Annotated in this window: 21 protein-coding genes and 1 tRNA gene; 13 read left to right on the top strand and 9 right to left on the bottom strand. The window is 46.4% G+C overall.

What is annotated here, in order from left to right; translation table 11 throughout:
- Window positions 1-143 precede the first annotated feature (143 nt).
- Window positions 144-947, top strand: coding sequence for a DUF4058 family protein (locus QUB64_RS06020; RefSeq protein ID WP_333265874.1), 804 nt, complete (start codon window positions 144-146; stop codon window positions 945-947).
- A 46-nt stretch (window positions 948-993) separates the two neighbouring features.
- Here QUB64_RS06020 and rlmD read toward each other — a convergent pair whose 3' ends face one another.
- Complete coding sequence (gene rlmD, locus QUB64_RS06015) at window positions 994-2,412, bottom strand: 23S rRNA (uracil(1939)-C(5))-methyltransferase RlmD (protein WP_333265872.1); 1,419 nt, start codon at window positions 2,410-2,412, stop codon at window positions 994-996.
- 467 nt (window positions 2,413-2,879) lie between these two features.
- On the opposite strand from rlmD, the gene QUB64_RS06010 reads away from it, so the two are divergent.
- Window positions 2,880-3,365: an allophycocyanin subunit alpha-B gene (locus tag QUB64_RS06010; protein ID WP_293143458.1), complete on the top strand. Its 486-nt coding sequence runs from the start codon at window positions 2,880-2,882 to the stop codon at window positions 3,363-3,365.
- A 294-nt stretch (window positions 3,366-3,659) separates the two neighbouring features.
- Here QUB64_RS06010 and QUB64_RS06005 read toward each other — a convergent pair whose 3' ends face one another.
- Window positions 3,660-4,040 carry a hypothetical protein gene (locus QUB64_RS06005; RefSeq protein WP_333265868.1) on the bottom strand — a complete coding sequence of 127 codons (381 nt, stop codon included), beginning with the start codon at window positions 4,038-4,040 and terminating at the stop codon, window positions 3,660-3,662.
- A gap of 174 nt (window positions 4,041-4,214) precedes the next feature.
- Here QUB64_RS06005 and QUB64_RS06000 point away from each other — a divergent pair, with 174 nt between their 5' ends.
- Window positions 4,215-4,619 carry a helix-turn-helix transcriptional regulator gene (locus tag QUB64_RS06000; RefSeq protein ID WP_333265866.1) on the top strand — a complete coding sequence of 135 codons (405 nt, stop codon included), beginning with the start codon at window positions 4,215-4,217 and terminating at the stop codon, window positions 4,617-4,619.
- Between the two features lie 164 nt (window positions 4,620-4,783).
- On the opposite strand, the gene QUB64_RS05995 is transcribed toward QUB64_RS06000, so the two are convergent.
- Window positions 4,784-5,164, bottom strand: coding sequence for a hypothetical protein (locus QUB64_RS05995; protein WP_333265862.1), 381 nt, complete (start codon window positions 5,162-5,164; stop codon window positions 4,784-4,786).
- Window positions 5,165-5,344: 180 nt separating this feature from the next.
- Here QUB64_RS05995 and QUB64_RS05990 point away from each other — a divergent pair, with 180 nt between their 5' ends.
- Entirely contained in the window at window positions 5,345-5,749 is a 405-nt protein-coding gene (locus tag QUB64_RS05990; RefSeq protein ID WP_333265860.1) for a helix-turn-helix transcriptional regulator, read from the top strand.
- A 13-nt stretch (window positions 5,750-5,762) separates the two neighbouring features.
- Here QUB64_RS05990 and QUB64_RS05985 read toward each other — a convergent pair whose 3' ends face one another.
- The 3 genes from QUB64_RS05985 to QUB64_RS05975 all read right to left on the bottom strand — a co-directional run bounded on the left by QUB64_RS05985 (window position 5,763) and on the right by QUB64_RS05975 (window position 8,237).
- A complete protein-coding gene (locus tag QUB64_RS05985; RefSeq protein WP_333265858.1) occupies window positions 5,763-6,575 on the bottom strand; it encodes a nucleotidyltransferase family protein in 813 nt (270 codons plus the stop codon).
- 240 nt (window positions 6,576-6,815) lie between these two features.
- Window positions 6,816-7,640, bottom strand: a complete 825-nt coding sequence (gene mazG / locus QUB64_RS05980; RefSeq protein WP_333265856.1) for a nucleoside triphosphate pyrophosphohydrolase — start codon at window positions 7,638-7,640, stop codon at window positions 6,816-6,818.
- Window positions 7,641-7,646: 6 nt separating this feature from the next.
- Window positions 7,647-8,237 (bottom strand): metal-binding protein, encoded by a 591-nt coding sequence (locus QUB64_RS05975; protein WP_333265854.1) that lies wholly within the window; start codon window positions 8,235-8,237, stop codon window positions 7,647-7,649.
- Window positions 8,238-8,308: 71 nt separating this feature from the next.
- Between QUB64_RS05975 and QUB64_RS05970 the strand changes: the two genes are divergently transcribed.
- From QUB64_RS05970 to ygfZ, 4 genes are all read left to right on the top strand, one after another.
- A tRNA-Val gene (locus tag QUB64_RS05970) sits at window positions 8,309-8,380 on the top strand.
- A 359-nt stretch (window positions 8,381-8,739) separates the two neighbouring features.
- Window positions 8,740-9,123 carry a hypothetical protein gene (locus QUB64_RS05965; protein WP_333265852.1) on the top strand — a complete coding sequence of 128 codons (384 nt, stop codon included), beginning with the start codon at window positions 8,740-8,742 and terminating at the stop codon, window positions 9,121-9,123.
- 2 nt (window positions 9,124-9,125) lie between these two features.
- On the top strand, window positions 9,126-9,377 hold the full coding sequence (locus QUB64_RS05960) for a hypothetical protein (protein WP_333265850.1): 252 nt from the start codon (window positions 9,126-9,128) through the stop codon (window positions 9,375-9,377).
- Between the two features lie 99 nt (window positions 9,378-9,476).
- Entirely contained in the window at window positions 9,477-10,544 is a 1,068-nt protein-coding gene (gene ygfZ / locus QUB64_RS05955; protein ID WP_333265848.1) for a CAF17-like 4Fe-4S cluster assembly/insertion protein YgfZ, read from the top strand.
- 240 nt (window positions 10,545-10,784) lie between these two features.
- Here ygfZ and QUB64_RS05950 read toward each other — a convergent pair whose 3' ends face one another.
- Together QUB64_RS05950 and QUB64_RS05945 are read right to left on the bottom strand one after the other, a co-directional pair.
- A complete protein-coding gene (locus QUB64_RS05950; protein WP_333265846.1) occupies window positions 10,785-11,603 on the bottom strand; it encodes an FkbM family methyltransferase in 819 nt (272 codons plus the stop codon).
- 243 nt (window positions 11,604-11,846) lie between these two features.
- Window positions 11,847-12,350 (bottom strand): hypothetical protein, encoded by a 504-nt coding sequence (locus QUB64_RS05945; RefSeq protein ID WP_333265844.1) that lies wholly within the window; start codon window positions 12,348-12,350, stop codon window positions 11,847-11,849.
- 143 nt (window positions 12,351-12,493) lie between these two features.
- Here QUB64_RS05945 and QUB64_RS05940 point away from each other — a divergent pair, with 143 nt between their 5' ends.
- The 5 genes from QUB64_RS05940 (at window position 12,494) to QUB64_RS05920 (ending at window position 18,497) form a co-directional block, all read left to right on the top strand.
- Entirely contained in the window at window positions 12,494-12,736 is a 243-nt protein-coding gene (locus QUB64_RS05940) for a hypothetical protein (RefSeq protein WP_333265841.1), read from the top strand.
- Window positions 12,737-13,029: 293 nt separating this feature from the next.
- Window positions 13,030-14,112: an ATP-dependent 6-phosphofructokinase gene (locus tag QUB64_RS05935; protein ID WP_333265839.1), complete on the top strand. Its 1,083-nt coding sequence runs from the start codon at window positions 13,030-13,032 to the stop codon at window positions 14,110-14,112.
- A 225-nt stretch (window positions 14,113-14,337) separates the two neighbouring features.
- Window positions 14,338-14,751: an acyl-CoA thioesterase gene (locus QUB64_RS05930; protein ID WP_333393986.1), complete on the top strand. Its 414-nt coding sequence runs from the start codon at window positions 14,338-14,340 to the stop codon at window positions 14,749-14,751.
- Window positions 14,752-14,940: 189 nt separating this feature from the next.
- Window positions 14,941-16,536, top strand: coding sequence for a YcjF family protein (locus QUB64_RS05925; RefSeq protein WP_333265836.1), 1,596 nt, complete (start codon window positions 14,941-14,943; stop codon window positions 16,534-16,536).
- 437 nt (window positions 16,537-16,973) lie between these two features.
- A complete protein-coding gene (locus QUB64_RS05920; protein WP_333265833.1) occupies window positions 16,974-18,497 on the top strand; it encodes a GTP-binding protein in 1,524 nt (507 codons plus the stop codon).
- Window positions 18,498-18,784: 287 nt separating this feature from the next.
- On the opposite strand, the gene QUB64_RS05915 is transcribed toward QUB64_RS05920, so the two are convergent.
- A complete protein-coding gene (locus QUB64_RS05915; protein WP_333265831.1) occupies window positions 18,785-19,474 on the bottom strand; it encodes a hypothetical protein in 690 nt (229 codons plus the stop codon).
- Window positions 19,475-19,577: the final 103 nt, after the last annotated feature.

The following is a 19,577-nucleotide window of genomic DNA, read 5'->3' as shown; positions in this document are numbered from 1 at the left end:
GCATAAATATTATAGCACTCAACCAAAATGCGAGTAATTAAATAAGCGCGTGCAGCGCAGCTATCCCGTAGGGAATCGCCCTTGTCGCAACATTCACCCAGTGCTAAAATGATTTTAAAATCAACAAATCCCAATGAAGTCCTATGCCCTCACCCTTTCCCGGAATGGACCCCTACTTAGAACACCCCGATTTCTGGCAGGAAACTCACCATTGGTTAATTTCCCTGATTGCAGAATCCTTAGTCCCCCAAATTCGCCCCAAATATGAAATCGCGATCGAAAAACGCATCTATCAAATTAACGACACCAATCACAATAACGATGACTCGCTTTTAGTAGGTATCCCCGATGTAGCCATCAAACGTCAACCCAATACCCCCAATAATCCTACCCGTTCAATTGCTACTGCAACCCTCACAGTTCCCGCTACCGTCAAAGTGCCAGCCCCCGAAAAAATTAAACAGACTTATCTAGAAGTACGAGAAATGGCAACTAGACAAGTTGTCACCGCAATTGAAATTCTTTCTCCCGTCAACAAACGCAGTGGAGATGGCAGAATTACTTATCTCAAAAAACGCCAGAGTATTTTAGGTAGCTTAACCCATTTAGTTGAAATCGACTTGCTGCGAAGAGGGGAACCTATGCCCGTACTTAACAATTCCATTCAAAGCGATTATCGCGTTTTAGTCAGTCGCAGCAATCGCCGTCCCCTTGCCGAACTTTATGCTTTTAATCTGACCGATTCTCTACCTGTATTTCTACTTCCCCTGCGCGAGGAAGATGTAGAACCTATAGTTAATTTACCAGAATTGTTCGCAGGTGTTTACGATCGCGCTGGCTATGATTATCGCATCGATTACAATCGAGACCCGATACCGTCCCTGTCAGAACAAAATCTGGGTTGGGCAAAGGAACTTGTACAAGCTACTGGACTGCGAGATAATTAATCCTACACTGACTAATGACTAATGACTAATGACTGATGACTGATGACTAATGACTAATGACCAAAAACGCCACACACTCAACATGAGAAGTCTGAGGAAAGAAATCCGCAGGCTGCACCCGCGCTAACTTATAATCCCCATTTTCGCACAAAATCTTCAAGTCGCGAGCCAAAGTCGCAGGCTTGCAGCTAACATAAACAATCCGATTCGGTTTCATTTCCTTGATGGTTTCCAACACCGCGCGCTCGCATCCTTTCCTCGGCGGATCTAGCAATACAATATCCGGTGTCAATCCCAAGGAAGGCAGCAAACTCTCTACAGTTCCTACGTGAAAATCGACATTTTTCACATCATTTAATTCAGCATTCAATCTGGCTTGTTCGATCGCCGCCGCTTGCACTTCTAAACCGATCGCTATTTTGACTTGCTTGGCCAGCGGTAAAGTAAAAGTCCCAATTCCGCAGTAAGCGTCAACCAAAATCTCGCTTCCCTGCAAATTCAACTGCGCGACAATCACCTGCAACAAAGCCTCAGCAGCCTCGGTATTTACCTGGAAGAAAGTATCTGCCCTTAGCTGAAAGTTCAAACCAGCAAATTTTTCTCGCAGATAAGACTGGCCGGCAAGGCAGCGAGTTTCTGCACCAAAAATTACATTAGTTTGAGCTGAATTCACATTCAAACAAACACCTACAAGTTGAGGATATTGTTTCAGCCACTGGGCCGCCTGTGCTTCAATTCCCGGCAAGTCTCCCGTGCGAACTATTAAAGTTAGCAGCATCTCCCCCGTGCGCCGTCCGATTCGCAAGGATAAATGGCGCAATTCTCCTGTATGTTTCTTTTCGTCGTAGACTGGCCAATCTCTCCAGTGGATGTCTTCTTTGATTTCTTTTAATAAAGGATTGAGGCGCGGATCTTGCACCGGACACTGATTGAGATTGACTAATTTGTGGGTGCTTTTTTGATAGTAACCTGCTTGGACTTGACCTGTCGCAGAAATTGCCACGGGATACGTCGCTTTGTTGCGGTATCCCAAAAATTGGGGAAATCCTTCGATTTTTCCCGTTAACATTTCATCGACTGGCAGATTGCTAAATCCGCCAATTCGTTCTAAGGCTTGCACGATCTGATTTTGCTTGGCTGTAAGCTGATATTCATAGTCTACGTGCTGCCACTGACAGCCGCCGCACTTGTCGGCGACAATGCAGTTGGCTCGGATGCGGTGTTCGGATGCTTCCAGAAGTGTGTCCAGCTTACCTGTAGCATAGGTGGATTTGACTTGCACGAGGCGCGCGAGGATGCGATCGCCCGTCACGGTATCGGGCACAAACACCACTAACTCGCCGAAGCGGCCAACTCCGTCGCCGGTGTCTGCCAAGTCGGTAATCTCAAGCTCAATCAGTTGACCTTGCTGGCAAGGGTTTGCCACTTTCGTCGAGTTTGGGGTGGGGAATTTAGATTTGGTCACAAGTAGTCGTGGTAGGATTTAATATGGTAATGCAATATTGGTCTCTCTTTTGAGAGATCGGTCGTAGCGAAGCGAGGCGTAAGCCATCGCACTCAAGCTCAAGTGCAGGCATTCTTCCTGCTTCCGAACCCCTTTCTGTTACAGCCAAAGCTTCCACCGGGAAAATTTCGCCCGATCGAGCCTGTGCGATATGCTATTGGGGCTTGATGGGCCAAAACTCGTCAAACAGTCTAAATGTCTGCCGACATCCAAACTCTCGATCGCAGTTTTTGAATTTTTCCTAGAGTACCTTGGGACACAAGGAAACTGGCTTAGTCACTAAGCATAACGCTTGCGGAGGTTGACCGCCTGCTTCTAAGATCGATTAATGTTAGCAGTAAGGTAAGTCGCCCAAGCAAGAATCTCATCTTTAACAGATGAGAATGTCCATGAATCTTTTCCTCAAATATCCTCAAATTTGAATAACAATGAGCGTAGTTAGCCAATTTATTCTCCAAGCCGATGACGAACTTCGTTATCCCAGTACCGGCGAACTCCAAAGCATCAATGATTTTTTTAAGACGGGAGAACAGCGGGTGCGTATTGCTACTGCGCTGTCTGACAGTGAGAAAAAAATTGTTGAAGAAGCTAGCAAAAAACTCTGGAAAAAACGCCCCGATTTTATCTCCCCTGGCGGCAATGCTTACGGCCAACGCGAACGGGCTTTGTGTCTGCGCGACTACGGCTGGTACTTGCGCCTGATTACCTACGGTATCTTGGCCGGTGACAAGGAGCCGATCGAAAGTATCGGTTTGATCGGCGTTCGGGAAATGTACAATTCTCTGGGCGTTCCTGTTCCTGGCATGGTTGAAGCTATCCGCTGTTTGAAGGAAGCTTCTTTGGCTTTGCTCAATCAGGATGATGCTAGGGAAGCTGCTCCTTATTTTGATTATATCGCTCAAGCAATGTCTTAATTGAAGAGGCGATCGCTTTTGTGGATGTGGCGGAGCATTCGCGGGCAGTTTTGGGGCGCATTTGTCTCGCAATTGCTCGCAAATGTTTCGCTTCTGTTGGCAGTTGACAGTTGGCAGTTGGCAGTTGACAGTTGACAGTTGACAGTTGATTCGGAAAGCAATTGACAGTTGACAGTTGACTCCGAAAGCAGCAGTTGGCAAAATCGAAGGCAAGGGTTTCACCAATTAACAGCGTCCTCACTGTCGGGACTGTCGGGCGCGGTTGTTCTAGTTAGGAAATGTGCTGAGTTTCTGTTAGGAAGCTATGCAGTTTGAGCTTTCCCAGATTTCTAAAATATCTTGTCTTTCTACGCACATTTCAATTAAAAAGTCAAGGGTTTTTTGGAGATATTGTTTTTTGAATTTCCGCCCGTCGTACAGAATTGATGTTTTGAGCTGCGAGAGTTGCGACAGGGTGGGGCAAGTTTGAATTTGATGCGCGATCGCATTTTGCCATTCTTCCAATTTCCGGTAGCTGAGAAATTGTCCGCCTTTGTGATGGTGCACGAACACTACGTAAGCCCAGCACTCCACTCGCTTAATCAGATTTTGACCCATTTTCAGGAATTGGGCGATCGATCGGGCGGTGATACGGAGTTTTTTCGAGGGTACGATGCGGCGAAAGAGTGCTGTCATGGCTGTATACTCAGGGCTTGAGATGCAATTTCTGTTTAGGCTCAATTACATATTACTCTATTTCAGATTCTTATCTCACTTGTGCAACAAAATTTAATTTTAGCTCAAATGTTGCTCGGACAACCCTCAATCATTGATGCTGTGCTAGTTTGAGAGTTAACCTAGGTGGAAAAAATGTCAGCACTCTCTAACAACGCTGTAGTAGATAATCGGCAGGAATTGCGTCCCGTTCGCTTCACGGAGACGGGGCGGATGCGTTTGGGTAAGATGTTAAAGGCTGCAAGACAGATCAGAGGTTGGTCTGTTAGCGAAACGCAGTTCAAAACCAGAGGTTACGAAGAGGCGCTGTTTATCGCGACAAATCAACCCGTACCCAAAGATGTCGGTATCAGCGCCGCCACAGTCAACCGTTACGAACGCGGGAAGTTGGATAATCTAGACTGGCGATCGTTATCTCTATTGTGCTTTGTCCTCAAGCCGATCGATCCGGTGACAAATCAACCCCTCGAACCAACAAACGCCCTTTACATCGCCTGCGAACATCCGCCGTACAACGACGCGCAGCTTTACGAGGAGTAGACTAATACTGACCGCCTTTATTGTTGAGAAATTACAGCTTTGGCGGTGTTGCTCAATGCAAGTATTAAATGACCGCCGAAACGCCGAAGGCTAGTTCTAAATTTTGAGAAATGATACCGATATTCCCCTATGAAAGCAACCCCAGCAACTTTGCTGAGTTTCTGCTAGGAAGCAATGCAGTTTGAGTTTTCCCAGATTTCTAGAATGTCTTGTCTATCAATGCACATTTGATTTAAAAAGTCAAGGGTTTTTTGAAGATATTGTTTTTTGAATTTCCGGCTGTCGTACAGAATAGATGTTTTGAGCTGCGAGAGTTGCGACAGGGTGGAGCAAGTTTGGATTTGATGCGCGATCGCATTTTGCCATTCTTCCAATTTCCGGTAGCTAAGAAATTGTCCGCCTTTATGATGGTGCACGAACACTACGTAAGCCCAGCACTCCACCCGTTTAATCAGATTTTGACTGATTTTCAGGAATTGGGCGATCGATCGGGCGGTGATACGGAGTTTTTTCGAGGGCACGATGCGGCGAAATAGTGCTGTCATGGCTGAGTCACTCCTGAAGTTGGGGCTTGAGTTAGTTTTCTTTAACTTGTGCTTGTAACATTCTACATGAATGCAGACGAGTTGCAACAAACTTACCGGATGTGTAATGCTGAAATCTTGTATGCTGCCTTTCGTCGAGCAAGAGTACGGCTCGCTTAAGGATTAAATTAGGACTGTAAAATGCCGGGATTTCTTGACTTTAAGGCCGTAGTCGAGCAGGAAAAGCTGCGTCCTGTGCGATTTAGCGATACGGGACGCGGTAGACTGGGAAAGCTTCTGAAAGCAGGTAGAGAGCTTCGAGGTTGGTCAATTATTGAAACTGAAATGGTGACAAAAGAATACGAGGCGGCTTTGTTTCGGACAGCCGGAGAACCTGTACCCAAAGATGTCGGTATTAGCAATGCGACTGTCAGTCGCTACGAAAGAGGGAAGTTAGAAAGCTTGGATTGGCGATCGCTCTCTCTGTTATGCTTTGTCCTCAAGCCGATCGATCCGGTGACAAATCAACCCCTCGAACCAACAAACGCCCTTTACATCGCTTGCGAACACCCGCCTTACAACGACGCGAAGCTTTACCAGGAGTAGATTACAACAAAGTTTACTCTTCGGCCTGACTTTCGAGCCACTGATTAAAAACCGTCACCGCTGCGCGCACCCTCACCAACAATGGCTGCATATTCCGCGCCAACTCTAACACGCGATCGCCTTGCAGATCCACCTTATATCTGTGCACCACTAAGTGACGAAATTTCCGGTAATCATCCAGTTCTAACAATATAGAACCCTGCCATAGCGGAGGACGGTTTTTGCCACCAGGCTCAGCGACTTGGCGCAACAACTCCTGATGCCAGTTTTCGCCGCGGGGCATACCTCCATCCAAGGTAACAGCCACTCGCTCGCTAATTCTTTCAAATCCTGCATACAAATCACTGACGTAACTAGCCAAACTAGGGGTTAGAACTATTGCTGGTAGAGTCTCAGCTTGTGCCAAGATTGTTTCCACAACCGCCCAAGTTTGGTCGATTCTAATCATCTCATCTTCAATGCGAGTTTTCAGAGCTAAATACATATTATCTGGCATGGGTTTTTCTTTCAAAATCCGACAGCGCAACTGGGGTGAAGCATCTTCCAACTGTACCAAATCTACTTTCAGCCAACCTGGGCACAAAGATTCTAGTTCACCGTAAGCCTTCCACCATTGAGCGTTTGAAATACCTACAACGGCCAAATCTAGATCCGAGGCCCAATGCCAAGGACTATCACCCGCCAAAGAGCCAAATAAAATGACCTCTTTTGCTGCGTAATTTTCCTTGAGCAGTTGGATACATTCTTTCGCTACAGATAGAGCGATTTCTTTGCGAACTTCCAGGGATTCAGGCTCAATTGTTTGACAAACTCTTTGGTAATTCATATACAAATTGTACGCGATGTTTTTATGAATATCGAACCGACAAATGCTCTTTACCTCTTTGGCGAACATTCTCCTTACAACGATGCCAAGCTTTACGACTAAATTAATACCATTTATCAAAAATTGTACTACAAAACAAATTTTGGGTATGTTTCCACGGGTCTCCTGAAGGTGCGTCGCGATCGGATTGTCGATTTAATGCAAGGGATTGTTTATGGCGACGCACCCTACGAATACTTACTATCCGCCCTTTTGTTTCGCCAGTAAAGCCTTAGCTTTTTGCCACAAAGCATCTAACTCCTCTGGCGGATAATCCGACAAAGGTCGATCGCACGCAGCCTCAACTCTAGCAAACCGCTCTACAAAGCGATCGCTCGTTCCCTGCAAAGCAGCCGACGCATCTAAATCGTACCAGCGAGCTAATTGAACCAACACAAACATAATATCTCCCAACTCAGACTCCTGCGCCGCCCGATCCTCGTGTTTGAGAGCGTGTTCAAATTCCGCCATTTCCTCATGAAACTTATCCCAAACACCATCTACACTGTCCCAATCAAAACTCACCTCCGCAGCTTTTCGAGATATTTTCGCCGCCGCGGCGATGGGCGGCAAAGTGCTCGCATAACGGCTCATTTTTGAGGCTAAAGTTGGCGGGTTTTCCGCAGTTAGGCCTTTTTCTGCTGCTTTGATTTTTTCCCAGTTTTCGTTCACTTCATCCACGCTGTTAATTTCCGCATCCCCGAAAACGTGGGGATGGCGTCGAATCAGTTTTTCGGTGATTCCCGCAGCGATTTCGGCGAAGGTAAACCGATCGGATTCGCTGGCAATTTGTGCTTGCAAAATTACCTGTAATAATAAGTCGCCCAATTCTTCAACGATCGCACTTTTGTCTCCTTTACGAATCGCGTCGGCGGTTTCATAGGCTTCTTCGATGATGTGCGGAATCAGAGTTTCGGGAGTTTGGGCTAAATCCCAAGGACATCCGCCGTCGGGCGATCGCAATGAGGCCACAACTTCTATCAGGTTTTCCAGTGCTGCGAGCGATCGACTGTGGGAATTAGACATTAAAATTCACCTATTAGATTTGCTAGACGTGCGGCGGGGAGCTTTACTTTTGCGCCTCTTAATAGTCTTAGGAGGACGCAGCCCGCTCAATCCTTTCTTTTTGAACTGTTTGTAAGCTGAGCCACCCCAATCGCTAAGATAGTGGCTCATCGCGCCCAATTCCAGGCCGACGTAGATGGCTATAAATTCGATATAGTGTTCCAAGAGCGATCGACCGCAACCCAAAACTGCTTCCTGCCAATTTCCGGCTAAGTTGCCAATCTTTTCGGCGATCGTCAATCCCAAGACTCCTATAACGGCGATCCAGATAGCGAGGTACAAGATTCGCAAAGCAGTGCCGATCAGAGGCCCGTGGGACAAAAAAGATCGGTGGCGCAGGCTTTTTTGGTAGGGGAGCCAAATAAATTTGAACCATCCCCAGCGCTGATACTGACAGGAGTAAATATCTAAATCCGGGCCAAACATCAGTCCGCCGACTAGGAAGCTGCCGGAAACGAGCAAAGTCAGATTGCTGTTTTGAGTGTGGCCAAAGGTGACGCCTGCCACCAGGGGCAAACTCCATAGGGTGATTCGATCGTGCGTGCGGCCAGAGGGCATTAAAAGTTTATGATTTTTCTAGTTGATCTTTCTGGGATACTGTGATATGATAAATCCCTGTAAGCGCAATTGGGCGATTAGCTCAGTGGTAGAGCGCCTGCTTTACACGCAGGATGCCGTAGGTTCAAATCCTACATCGCCCATACAAAAGTCAATTTCCGACTTACGAGCGGAACTAGAAATCCGGTTTCTTTATAGATTATCTTGGCTTTAGCCAAGATATATCCTAGAAACCGGGTTTCTTTGTCCAAGTCACACGCATGAGGCCAGAAACCCGGTTTCTGCGTAGATGATCTTTGCTAAGCCAAGATTTATCGAGAGAAACCGGGTTTCTTTGACGGTGGGGGTAGGTACGGGGTACTAGCCCCTACAAAACCCTCGTTTTTCTGAGAATGAAACAGCCCTGAAATTTAACATTTTGTGGCGGATGTCCCACAACTAGGCACTCAATGCTGGAAAATTAATTCATTGATTGATTTTCCTTTTTAACATCGTCTACTATATGAAGCCTAAAATAACTAGCCCGATCGCCTGGAAACAAGCTGAACTGCTCATGCAGCCGGCGATGATCCGAGTGCTAGACAACATCCGCAAACAACTAGAGGAGTCAGTCTGGACAGGAACTTATCAAGAAGTACAGGTTCCGATTCCCGGCTATCAACTAATTTTAGAGCATCAAGGCGATCGCAGATCCGTCGATATTTGGGAACTTTGCTATCGAGTCTGCTTTGTCAACTACCAGCCAGCCCACGCTCAAATGCAAAGCCAGGAAGTTGTAATTGACACTTGTTTAATTGACGAGGACACTGGCGATGTAGACTGGAATCGGCTTGATGCCAAAGCGAGTCAATTAATAAAAGAAGTTTTTGCTAATTTGAGTCAGTAGTCATGGGGGATGGGGCATCGGGCATGGGGCATCGGGCATCGGGCATGGGGGATGGGGCATCGGGCATCGGGCATCGGGCATCGGGCATCGGGCATGGGGCATGGGGCATCGGGCATGGGGGATGGGGCATCGGGCATGGGGCATCGGGCATGGGGCATGGGGCATCGGGCATGGGGCATGGGGCATCGGGCATGGGGGATGGGAAACCGGGTTTTTTCGGGAGAATACTTGGTTGTAGCGAGGAGATTCTGTAAAAAACCCGGTTTCTTGGCCTCTGAGTGCGATCGCCAACTTAAACTCAAAACTAAGCATTAATTATTCAATACAGGGTCAAATCTTAAATCTCAAATCCTATGCTAATTCAAGAATTGCACGACATTCAAGCCGCCGCCGGTGCTACTTTTGCTTCGTTAGCAACCACAGAAAAAGTCCCAGTCACTTTTGGTAACGACGCAGCAGCCATCGCAGCAACTAAACAAGGTGTGGCTTTGTGCGATCGCACTCACTGGGGACGGATTCAAATCTCCGATAGCGATCGCCTGCGGTTCCTGCACAATCAAAGTACCAATAACTTTAACATACTCAAACCCGGTCAAGGTTGCGACACCGTTTTCGTCACCTCTACGGCTAGGACGATCGACCTCGCGACAGCCTATGCTACAGAAGATGCTGTCATATTGCTAGTTTCAGCCAACCGCCGCCGCCAATTGCTCGAATTGCTCGATCGCTACATTTTCCCCATGGATCGCGTAGAATTAACAGATCTAACCGATACAACCGTTGCTTTCAGTCTCCTCGGCCCGGAAAGCACTCAACTACTAGAAAAACTCGGAGTTACCGAACTAGAAAATCAATCCTACGCTACTCACAAATTGATCGAAACCCCCCCTCTTTCGGGGGATGAAGGAGGGGTTAGAGTTGCTGTTGGTAGCGGTTTAGCAACTTCTGGATACACGTTAATTGCAGCAGCTAGCGACGCAGCCCGCTTGTGGACTGAGTTAGTGAAAGCTGGGGCCGTACCGATGGGCGATCGAATTTGGGAACAACTGCGCATCGAACAAGGCCGCCCCGCACCCGATTTTGAACTCACAGACGATTACAACCCCCTAGAAGCCCGCCTTTTACACACAATTACTTATGACAAAGGCTGCTACATCGGCCAAGAAACAATTGCCCGATTGAACACCTACCAAGGAGTCAAACAGCAACTTTGGGGCGTGCAATTGAGCGGCGCCGTTGAACCCGGAACAATCATCACAATCGGAGAAGAAAAAGTCGGCAAACTCACCAGTTTTACCGAAACCGAATCCGGCTTTTTTGGTCTTGCTTACATCCGCACCAAAGCCGGAGGCGAAGGGTTAAAAGTTCAGGTGGGAGAAATTACCGGAGAAATAGTAAACGTACCATTTTTAAATTTGTAACTATAAGTTCCTAGTGAGGTTCGTAGTGAGGACTTCAGTCCGCATCACTCCAAGAGGACTAACCAGCCTTTTTTAAGTTAGTATAGAGGTTCGTAGTGAGGACTTCAGTCCGCATCACTCAAACAAAATTAACAGCCTTTTTAAAGTTGATAGAGAGGTTCGTAGTGAGGACTTCAGTCCGCATCACTCAAAGGACTGAAGTCCTCACTACGAACCTAGAGTGCGTGTTTTTTCAACATCTCAAATAATGACACAATCATCGCTCAAAACTGCTTGACTCACCTGCGGTTCCGGCTCTACAGGGTCGCTGTAATGAGTATCAATATGTTTAATAAAATCTTCACGATAAGCTTTGAGATGCAAGTTAAGTGCTTCGATATCCTGCTCTCCTGTCGCGTAACTGGTATCTCTTCTAAATTGACCAGATTCCTTAACAAAAGCCATATCAATTTGCCACAAAGCTGCATCAACCGGGCGATATGCCAAATCAACAATATCGTAAGCTGCGAATCCTTGAGACTTCATAAAACTCATTACCTCATAGATCTGACCGAACAAAGTAACTTCTACAATTACATATTCAGTCTGCTGCAAAATCTCAGTTGCTCCCGCTAAAACATCTAATTCCTTACCGTCTACATCAACTTTAATTAAATACGGGCCTGGCAAATTTCTTTCCCTGCATATTCCATCCAGGGTAACTGCTGGGATGTTTCTCAAAAAAGGATTGCTGCTGTCAGTAATGGGATTTTCCGAAATCGAAGAGTGCAACATCCCGGGACTGACGCTGAGAGTTAAAACTCCTGATTCTTTGGCCGCAGCAGCAATAATGTATTCTGCACTTTTGAGCTTGCGGCAAATTTTGGCGAGGTAAGGTTCATTTTCGACGATGGGTTCAATTAGCAAATGTCGCGCATTGGGGAAAGTTTCGTAAAGGTTAAATGTTCCCAAGGCTGCACCGACATCAATCACAGTTTTTGGCTCAAAACCTAATTTTTTCGCCAGCACTAAGCTGCCTGTCATCGTGTTTCTGACAATTCCTGTTTGTTGTTCGCTCATAATATTTATACCATTTTGACCAAAAATTGCTACACAATAAATGTTATCTTTGTGTATAATACCATTGCGATCGGGTGCGGATCTCTTAAATTGTCGAGAGGTAGCTAGAGATTGTTTGTGGATCCACACCCTACGACTGATTTTTTTTAAATTTATTGTAGTTATTGTAGGGTGCGTGTACTGTCAGAATATGACGATCGCAAACTAAGAATTTGCGCCCGCTCCGCACCCTAAAGTTAGCTACTATTTTGCAGACTTCTGTGCCTTTTTTTCCGCTTCCACAGATTGCAAAGCTTCGTCGAGAATTGCCCGCGCTTCTTCAGCTTTACCTCTAGCTTCTCGATAGCGAACATTAGCTTGAGCGAAGTTTTTGAGAACCTTGAAACCGTCTTTCAGACGACCAATTTCCTCCGCACTCACAGGCTCATCTGTAAACAAAATATCGATCGCCTCCCGGATTTTTAGGGCTTCTTCCCGGGATTCCATCACCTTCAATTTGAGACTTGCCAAATTGCTCAAAATCTGCACTGCTTCAGTAATTGCGTCGTCGCCGTCAGACACAGCAGCATCTTCGATAACTTCAACAAACTGCTTGGGCCCAAATCCTTCTGCGAGCTCTGTAGGTAGCTTACCTTCATCCATCAACAGCATCAGCCGATCCATTGCTTCTTCGCGGGCTTTCGCTGAATCTTTCCCTTTGACGGTTAAAATAATTTCGGGGCTTTGAGGAAGTGTATAACGAACCATATTTTGACCACAAGTATGCGAAAACAATTGAATGATATTTTATTTTATCTTGATTCGATCGCCTGTTGCAGCTATCCATCGGCTCCCTTACCAACCTCTTGCCAAAACTTGACACATATACACTCAAAAAGGAACCATCAACCATGAAAGATAAAATTCTTAACTTCCTCAACTTGATTTTAGTCGCTGATGTGTTTTTCGTCTTGGCTATTTTTGCGTGGTTTGCGATCGCAGTAGCAGGGCGATCGACTGGCGTGAATCTCGGTTTCGATTTATGGTACAGTCTTTGGCAGCCCGTATTTAATCCCGCCCTCGGTATTCTGATGGGCGGTGCAATTCTCAGCGGTATCATCAACCAAGTTTCTAAACGCCTCAATCCCAAGTAAAATTGATGTTGTATTTGAGACGGTGATTTGGGACGCTACGAAAGTTGGCTATCGAACTTGTAGGGTGCATCAGAGATGAGCTGCTCAATTAGGTCGCTGAAGCTTGAAAATACATAAGTATGTCATTGCCAGTGAAACAAAGTGAAACGAAGCAATCACAAAGGTTATTATAGCTTTACATTCTGTTACAGAGTAAAGTTGATTTGTACCTACTTACGTCGAAAATCAGGATTGGACGAATCGGAATCTAAAAATATCAACCATGTTCTGAGGAACAAAAGTCTGGCTTAATTATGGGAGAACAAAAACGTATCGGCATTCTCACCAGCGGGGGTGACTGTGCAGGATTAAATGCAGTGATTCGAGCCGTTGTCTACCGCGCAACGGGAACATACAATTGGCAAGTGATGGGGATTCGTCAAGCCACCAAAGGGTTGATGAGTCGTCCTCCTGAAGCAATTGCCTTAAATGTGGAGAAAGTAGACTCCTGGCTCACCATTGGCGGTACGATGCTAGGGACGACAAATGAGGGCAACCCTTTTGCTTTCCCGATGCCGGATGGCAGTTTGCGCGATCGCTCTGATGATATTATTGAAGGCTATCATCAACTAGGTTTGGATGCTTTAATTGGCATTGGTGGCGATGGCAGTCTCGCCATTCTCAGGAAGATTGCTAAAGAAGGCAATTTGAATTTAGTTGCTATTCCTAAAACTATTGATAATGATGTCGGTATTACCGAGCGTTCGATCGGTTTTGATACTGCTGTCAATATTGCCACAGAAGCACTCGATCGCTTACATTTTACAGCGGCGAGTCACAGCCGCGTCATGATTGTTGAAGTCATGGGACGCGATGCCGGACATATTGCGATCAGTGCCGGAATTGCTGGGGGTGCTGATATCATTCTGATTCCCGAAATTCCTTACAAAATTTCCGAAATCTGCGCGAAAGTTCAAGAACACCAACAACGCGGAAAAAACTACTGTTTAATTATAGTAGCGGAGGCTGTGCGGACAGAAGCAGGCGAGTTAGTAATGCACACAAATCGCTTAGGTCAAAGTCGATTAGGCGGCATAGGTCAGTATTTAGCTGATACAATTTCTGATTGTAGCGGTGCAGAAACTCGCGTCACAGTTTTGGGACACACTCAACGCGGGGGAATGCCTTCTCCCCTAGAAAGATTAATTGCTTCGGCTTTTGGCGTCGCAGCAGTTGATTTAGTTGCCGAAGAGAAATTTGACCGCATGGTATCTTGGCAACAGCGGGAAGTTGTGAGTGTTCCGTTGGAAGATGCGATCGCCAAATACAGACCTGTAGACTTCGACGGTACTCTGGTTAAAACGGCCCGCGGTTTGGGAATTTGTCTGGGAGATTAGATAATTACCCATCAGATTTACAGGGCTGTTTCATTCTCGAAATGAAGGTTTTGTAGTAGGGGTAGTGCCCCCGTGCCTACCCTCGCCTACTAAGATTAACCGGGAAGCAGTAGCGTTTCAACTATTTTTTACTGTAACGTGCAATCAGTTGCGATCGCGTCTGGGCTGGAATTCTCGATCGCAGTCGGAACTCCAAAATACCGCAACAAGTGGAAAGGTGAGCAATTGACACCATTTACTGCACAAATTAGAGTGCGCCATTACGAAATGGACGCCCTGGGTCACGTTAATAATGCAGTGTACCAGCATTATTTAGAAAACGCTGCGATCGAACATTTGGAACACTTGGGATTTACACTAAACCGCTACCGGGAATTGGGCGGGGTATTTGTAATGCGGCGGATAGAAATTGATTATTTGCGATCGGCAGCCGCAGGCGATAGACTGGATATCTCGACTTGGATCGAACAGATGCGCGGGCCGCGGGCCGTTCGCCGCTACGAAATTCGCTCGAATGGGAGTGACGAAATCTTGTTAAAAGCTGAGGCGCTTTGGGTGTGGGTGGAAATTGCGACAATGCGACCGCGAGCAATTCCCGCAGAGATAATTGATGTTTTTAAAGCGCAGTTTCCAGAATAATTAACCGACCAATAAAATCAACTATTTTAGATAAAAAATCTAATAGAAAAACCTCTTCGTTTGATCGTTCGGACTTCAGTCCTATACCCCCCGTTTCTCAAAGTGCAAAAAGTAGATTAGATTTCTGGCAAAAAAGTCTGTTTTGAACAGGCATCCTGCCTGTTCCACAAGAATTTATGGAGATGTCTATTGTACAGCAGGCCGGAAATCCCGCACCAAAAGTGGGATCGCCCGATCGCCAGTTTGGATGTCGCAGAGGTACGATGGAATATAGGGAGGGAGGCCAAGCCCGGTAAGGTTAAGCTTGGCGATAATACCCACAGGAAGGGAAAAATGACACTTAACTTGCGGCGACCAATTTTGATAGGCGGAATAGGACTTTCAGCAGCGCTGTGGCTGTTGGAAACTGTACAGCATTCGGGTTCAGAAATGGGCGAAACGGCACTCATCGGCTTGGCGGCTGCCGGTGCGGGGTATTGGTGGTGGAAACAACAATCCCCCAAACTCGAACTCGAACTCCCGCAACCCCTGGCCAAGCGGGAAGCAGCCGAAAAAGCGATCGCGACTGCCGAAGCAGCAATTAAACTGCTCGCCTCAGAAGCTCAAAACTCGGTAAATCCGGCTCATCTAACGGCAAAGCTCGATCGACTCAAAGCCGAATTAGACAGACAAGATTTGCGGATTACCGTAACTGGTGGTAAATCAGTCGGGAAAACTGCCTTAATTCAAGTTTTAAACTCTCATTGGGCATCCCAACAGCCACAACAGCAGATTTTCTCAGAAACAGCACCGCTGTTTGCCAATACCACAAATTCCGATGCCAAAATCGGCGGTGATTTAGTGCTGTTTCTCACAGCGGGCGATCTCACGGATTCCGAGTTTCAAACATTATCTCAACTAGCGTCCGCAGGTCAGCGCGTGCTGCTAGTTTTGAACAAACTAGACCAATATTTGCCAGCGCAGCAGTCACAAATTTTGCAGCAGTTGCACCAAAGAATGCAAGGAATATTGGGGACAGAAGATATAATTGCGATCGCAGCTTCCCCGAATTCGATTAAAGTGCGGCAGCACCAAGCAGACGGCACTGTTAAAGAACGGATCGAAACTCAAGTTTCTCAACTCGAACCGCTGACAGAAAGATTCACTCAAATCTTAACTGAAGAACGGCAACAGTTGGTCTGGGCGAGTGCAGTGCGCGAGGCTGCAACGGTTAAATTAGAAGCAAAAACCTTATTAAATGGCGTCAGGCGCGATCGGGCAATACCTATCATCGAACAATATCAGTATATCGCCGCCGCCGCCGTCTTTGCTAACCCGGTTCCCGCCTTAGACTTGCTAGCAACAACTGCCATCAGCACCCAACTTGTAATCGACCTCGGTGCTATCTACCAGCGACAGTTTTCCTTAGACCAAGCTAAGACAGTAGCAGGAACTTTGGCAACCCAAATGTTCAAACTCGGATTAGTAGAACTGTCTACCCAAACTATTACTGGAATGCTGAAAAGCAATGCTGTTACCTATGCCGCCGGAGGCGCAGTCCAGGCAATTAGTGCCGCCTATTTTACCAGAATAGCCGGACTGAGTTTGATTGAATATTTCCAAAGTCAAGAACTGGATAATGCAGCCAAAGGCATTTTCAGTCTCGACCAATTGACTAAGACTTTGCAAGCAGTATTTCAGCAAAATCAACAAGTTTCCTTCTTGCAATCTTTCGTCAACCAAATTGCAAGTCGTCTCTCGCCTCAGACATCTGGGCCCCAGGCTGTTAATTCTGCTGCAAATTAAATACTTCTGGACGCACCGGTGCCCAGAAACCTTGTCTGTTGGACGATTAGGCCTAGATCCCCCCGGCGCCCCCCGAAAGCAAGGGGGGAACCGGAAATCATCATCAAAGTGGGTCTTTTTAAGGGGGATGCGAGGGGGATCGAAGGACTATGACGTTAGTTTTTCAAGTTGTGTGTACAGGGTAGCCTTAACAAGGGGGGAACCGGAAGTCATCATCAAAGTCCCCCTTGCTTTCGGGGGATGCGAGGGGGATCTGGCCTGGGCTACAGACGAGATTTCTCAAAAGTTTTTGTCTTAAGCTGACACATATTGGCAGGGCCGTTTTCCTACCTAACTCCCAAATAAAAGCTAGAAAATTATCAAAATTTGTATTAAAATAAGAAATAGAATGTTATATTTCTACGCTCAATTACATAGCTTAAAAAAGCCGATCGCCAATGGCTGACAATTCCATCCAAGAAAATCGCTTATCCCTAGCCCGCGCCAGTTTGCGCCAAGCCCTCGCGCGGTACTCCTACCTGCGCCAAGGCAAAAAAAACTCCAACAACACAGAATTAGAAGCGGCGCTGCAAAATCAATTAGATATTTTAACTTCTACCTCGGAAAAACTAGACCATAATGTCATTCGCATTGCTACCTTTGGTCTTGTCAGCCGCGGCAAATCAGCCGTATTAAACGCGCTGTTAGGTCAAAAAATCCTGCAAACAGGCCCCCTCAACGGCGTGACTCAGTGGCCGCGTTCGGTACGTTGGAGTGTGCCTTTACCCCTCCTTGACAGCGTAGAACCCCCCCAACCCCCCCTTGGTAAGGGGGGGCTTCTGGAACCCCCCCTTGGTAAGGGGGGGCCGGGGGGGGTTCAAGTTGAGTTAATTGATACTCCCGGACTTGATGAAGTTGGCGGGGAAGTGCGCGGCGAAATGGCGAAACAAGTAACTCGCCAAGCTGACTTAATTCTGTTTGTTGTAGCTGGCGATATCACTCGCACTGAATATCAAGCTTTGTGCGAATTGCAAACAGCTCAAAAACCGCTAATTTTAGTTTTTAATAAAATTGACCTGTATCCAGAATTAGACAGAAAAGCTATTTACCAAAGTTTGCAAGCGCTGGGAAATTCTGAACAGTCAGCAGCCGAGGCAGTAACAGATAAGGAAGATTTGGACGATTTGGACGATCGCCAAAACAACATCCCTCCTCATCAATCTACAGCAAAACCACCCGCTAAAATTGCCAAATCCTTAGAAATAGTCATGGTAGCCGCCGAACCCGCACCGGTGCAAGTGCGGGTAGAATGGTCGGATGGAAGTGTTACCCACGAATGGGAGTCGCCGCCCCCCCAAATAGATGAACTCAAGCACACAATTTTGACAATTCTTAACAGAGAAGGACGATCGCTCCTCGCACTTAATGCTTTAGTGGAAGCTAGAGATGCCGAAGCAAATCTTGCTCATCAAGTTCTCAAATTGCGCCAAACAGAAGCCGAAGATTTAATCTGGCAATTTGCAAAATACAAAGCTTTGGCTGTCGGCTTAAATCCTGTTGCTTTCCTAGATGTCATGGGCGCAACAGTCGCAGATTTAGCCTTAATTCGCTCTTTATCCAGACTTTACTGTTTACCGATGACTGGTTACGAAGCTGGGAAACTTTGGCAAACTATTTTCTCCAGCGCTGGCGGCGTGCTTTTGGGAGAATTAGGTAGCAGTTTTCTCTTGGGATTTGGCAAAAGTGCAGCCGCTGCTGCGCCGCATATCGGCTTTTCTACCTTCGCCGGAGTCGCCGTTACTCAAGCTAGTTTAGCAGCCTACGGAACCTACGCTGTCGGTCGCGCTGCCCAAGTTTATTTGGAAAAAGGCTGCACTTGGGGCCCCCTGGGACAGGATACTGTCATTCAAGAGATTCTCGCTACCATCGAGCGCAATACAATTATCGATCGCTTGCAGCAAGAATTCAAAATTGGTAACTAAAAATTGCTTTAGCTAAAAAAAGGCGATCGCGATCTAGCAGCTATCGTAAATAATACCATTTCCGGTCGAGCTATCATCAACTTGGTTTGAGCGTTCGGACTTTATTCCTAGTCATGAGAGATGCGGACGCTCAGTCCTCAGGAGCGAACCTGAGAGATGCGGACGCTCAGTCCTCAGGAGCGAACCTGATGCGGACGCTCAGTCCTCAGGAGCGAACCTGATCGGCTCTGATTTGACCCACTCTACGGCTTTAATCTCCAGTCTCAAATCTCAAATCTCAAATCGTATTATCGTCCCGCGATTCTCACACCTTCTCTAAAATGCGCGATCGTGGCAATTACCGCGATACAAAAGTAAAATATTCTAATCAGCCAAAAACACACCCGCATTGACCAAGTAACAATCGTCGGAGCAACACCTGTTAACTGCACAAATTTTGAATTAACTTTTTTTTCAAAGCTATCTAGGTCTTTCATCTCAGATTGTTTGGTCGGAATCACCGGAAACTGCCCAGTATATACGTAATAACCGATAAAACCCGGCACTCCTACCTTTCGTTTCAAAAATGAGTTAGTTAATGTTGCTGTTTCCGCAGGCAATAAATTATCCGATTCTCCTACTTTTTCCAGCCAAGAATTATATCTGATGGCTGGCGTACTCATGAAAACTAAGGGAACTATAGGTATCAACAAAGCCGCACTAATTTGACGGCAGTATTTAGGGGGTAGCAGTTTTGTGGCGAGCCCAAATCCCATGCCGATAAAAGCAAATACCAATATATTTAACAGTTCAATAATTTCGATGCCCCTCAACAAATCGCCTATAATCAGAATTGTATATAATAGTTTGTCTGCTAGTAGCAGAGCTGCGAACTTGATCAGAATTGAAACGCCTACAATCGTAGCTGCACTCGCCAGATATCCGATGCCACCTAGAACGTACAGTAAAAGCGAACCGACTTGTTTGAATGACTGCATGGAATTATTCAGTAAGTGAAAGTTTAGGAGTCTGATTGACAAAACAACTTGAAATTTTAGATGAATCTGGAGTTCCCAATTTGACTTTTAAAATTGATAGGCT

It is taken from the genome of Microcoleus sp. Aus8_D2 (genome assembly GCF_036702665.1).
In the GTDB taxonomy this organism is placed as follows: domain Bacteria; phylum Cyanobacteriota; class Cyanobacteriia; order Cyanobacteriales; family Microcoleaceae; genus Microcoleus.
The sequence above is the reverse complement of the archived record's forward strand: the minus strand, read 5'-3'. Positions and strand labels throughout refer to the sequence as shown.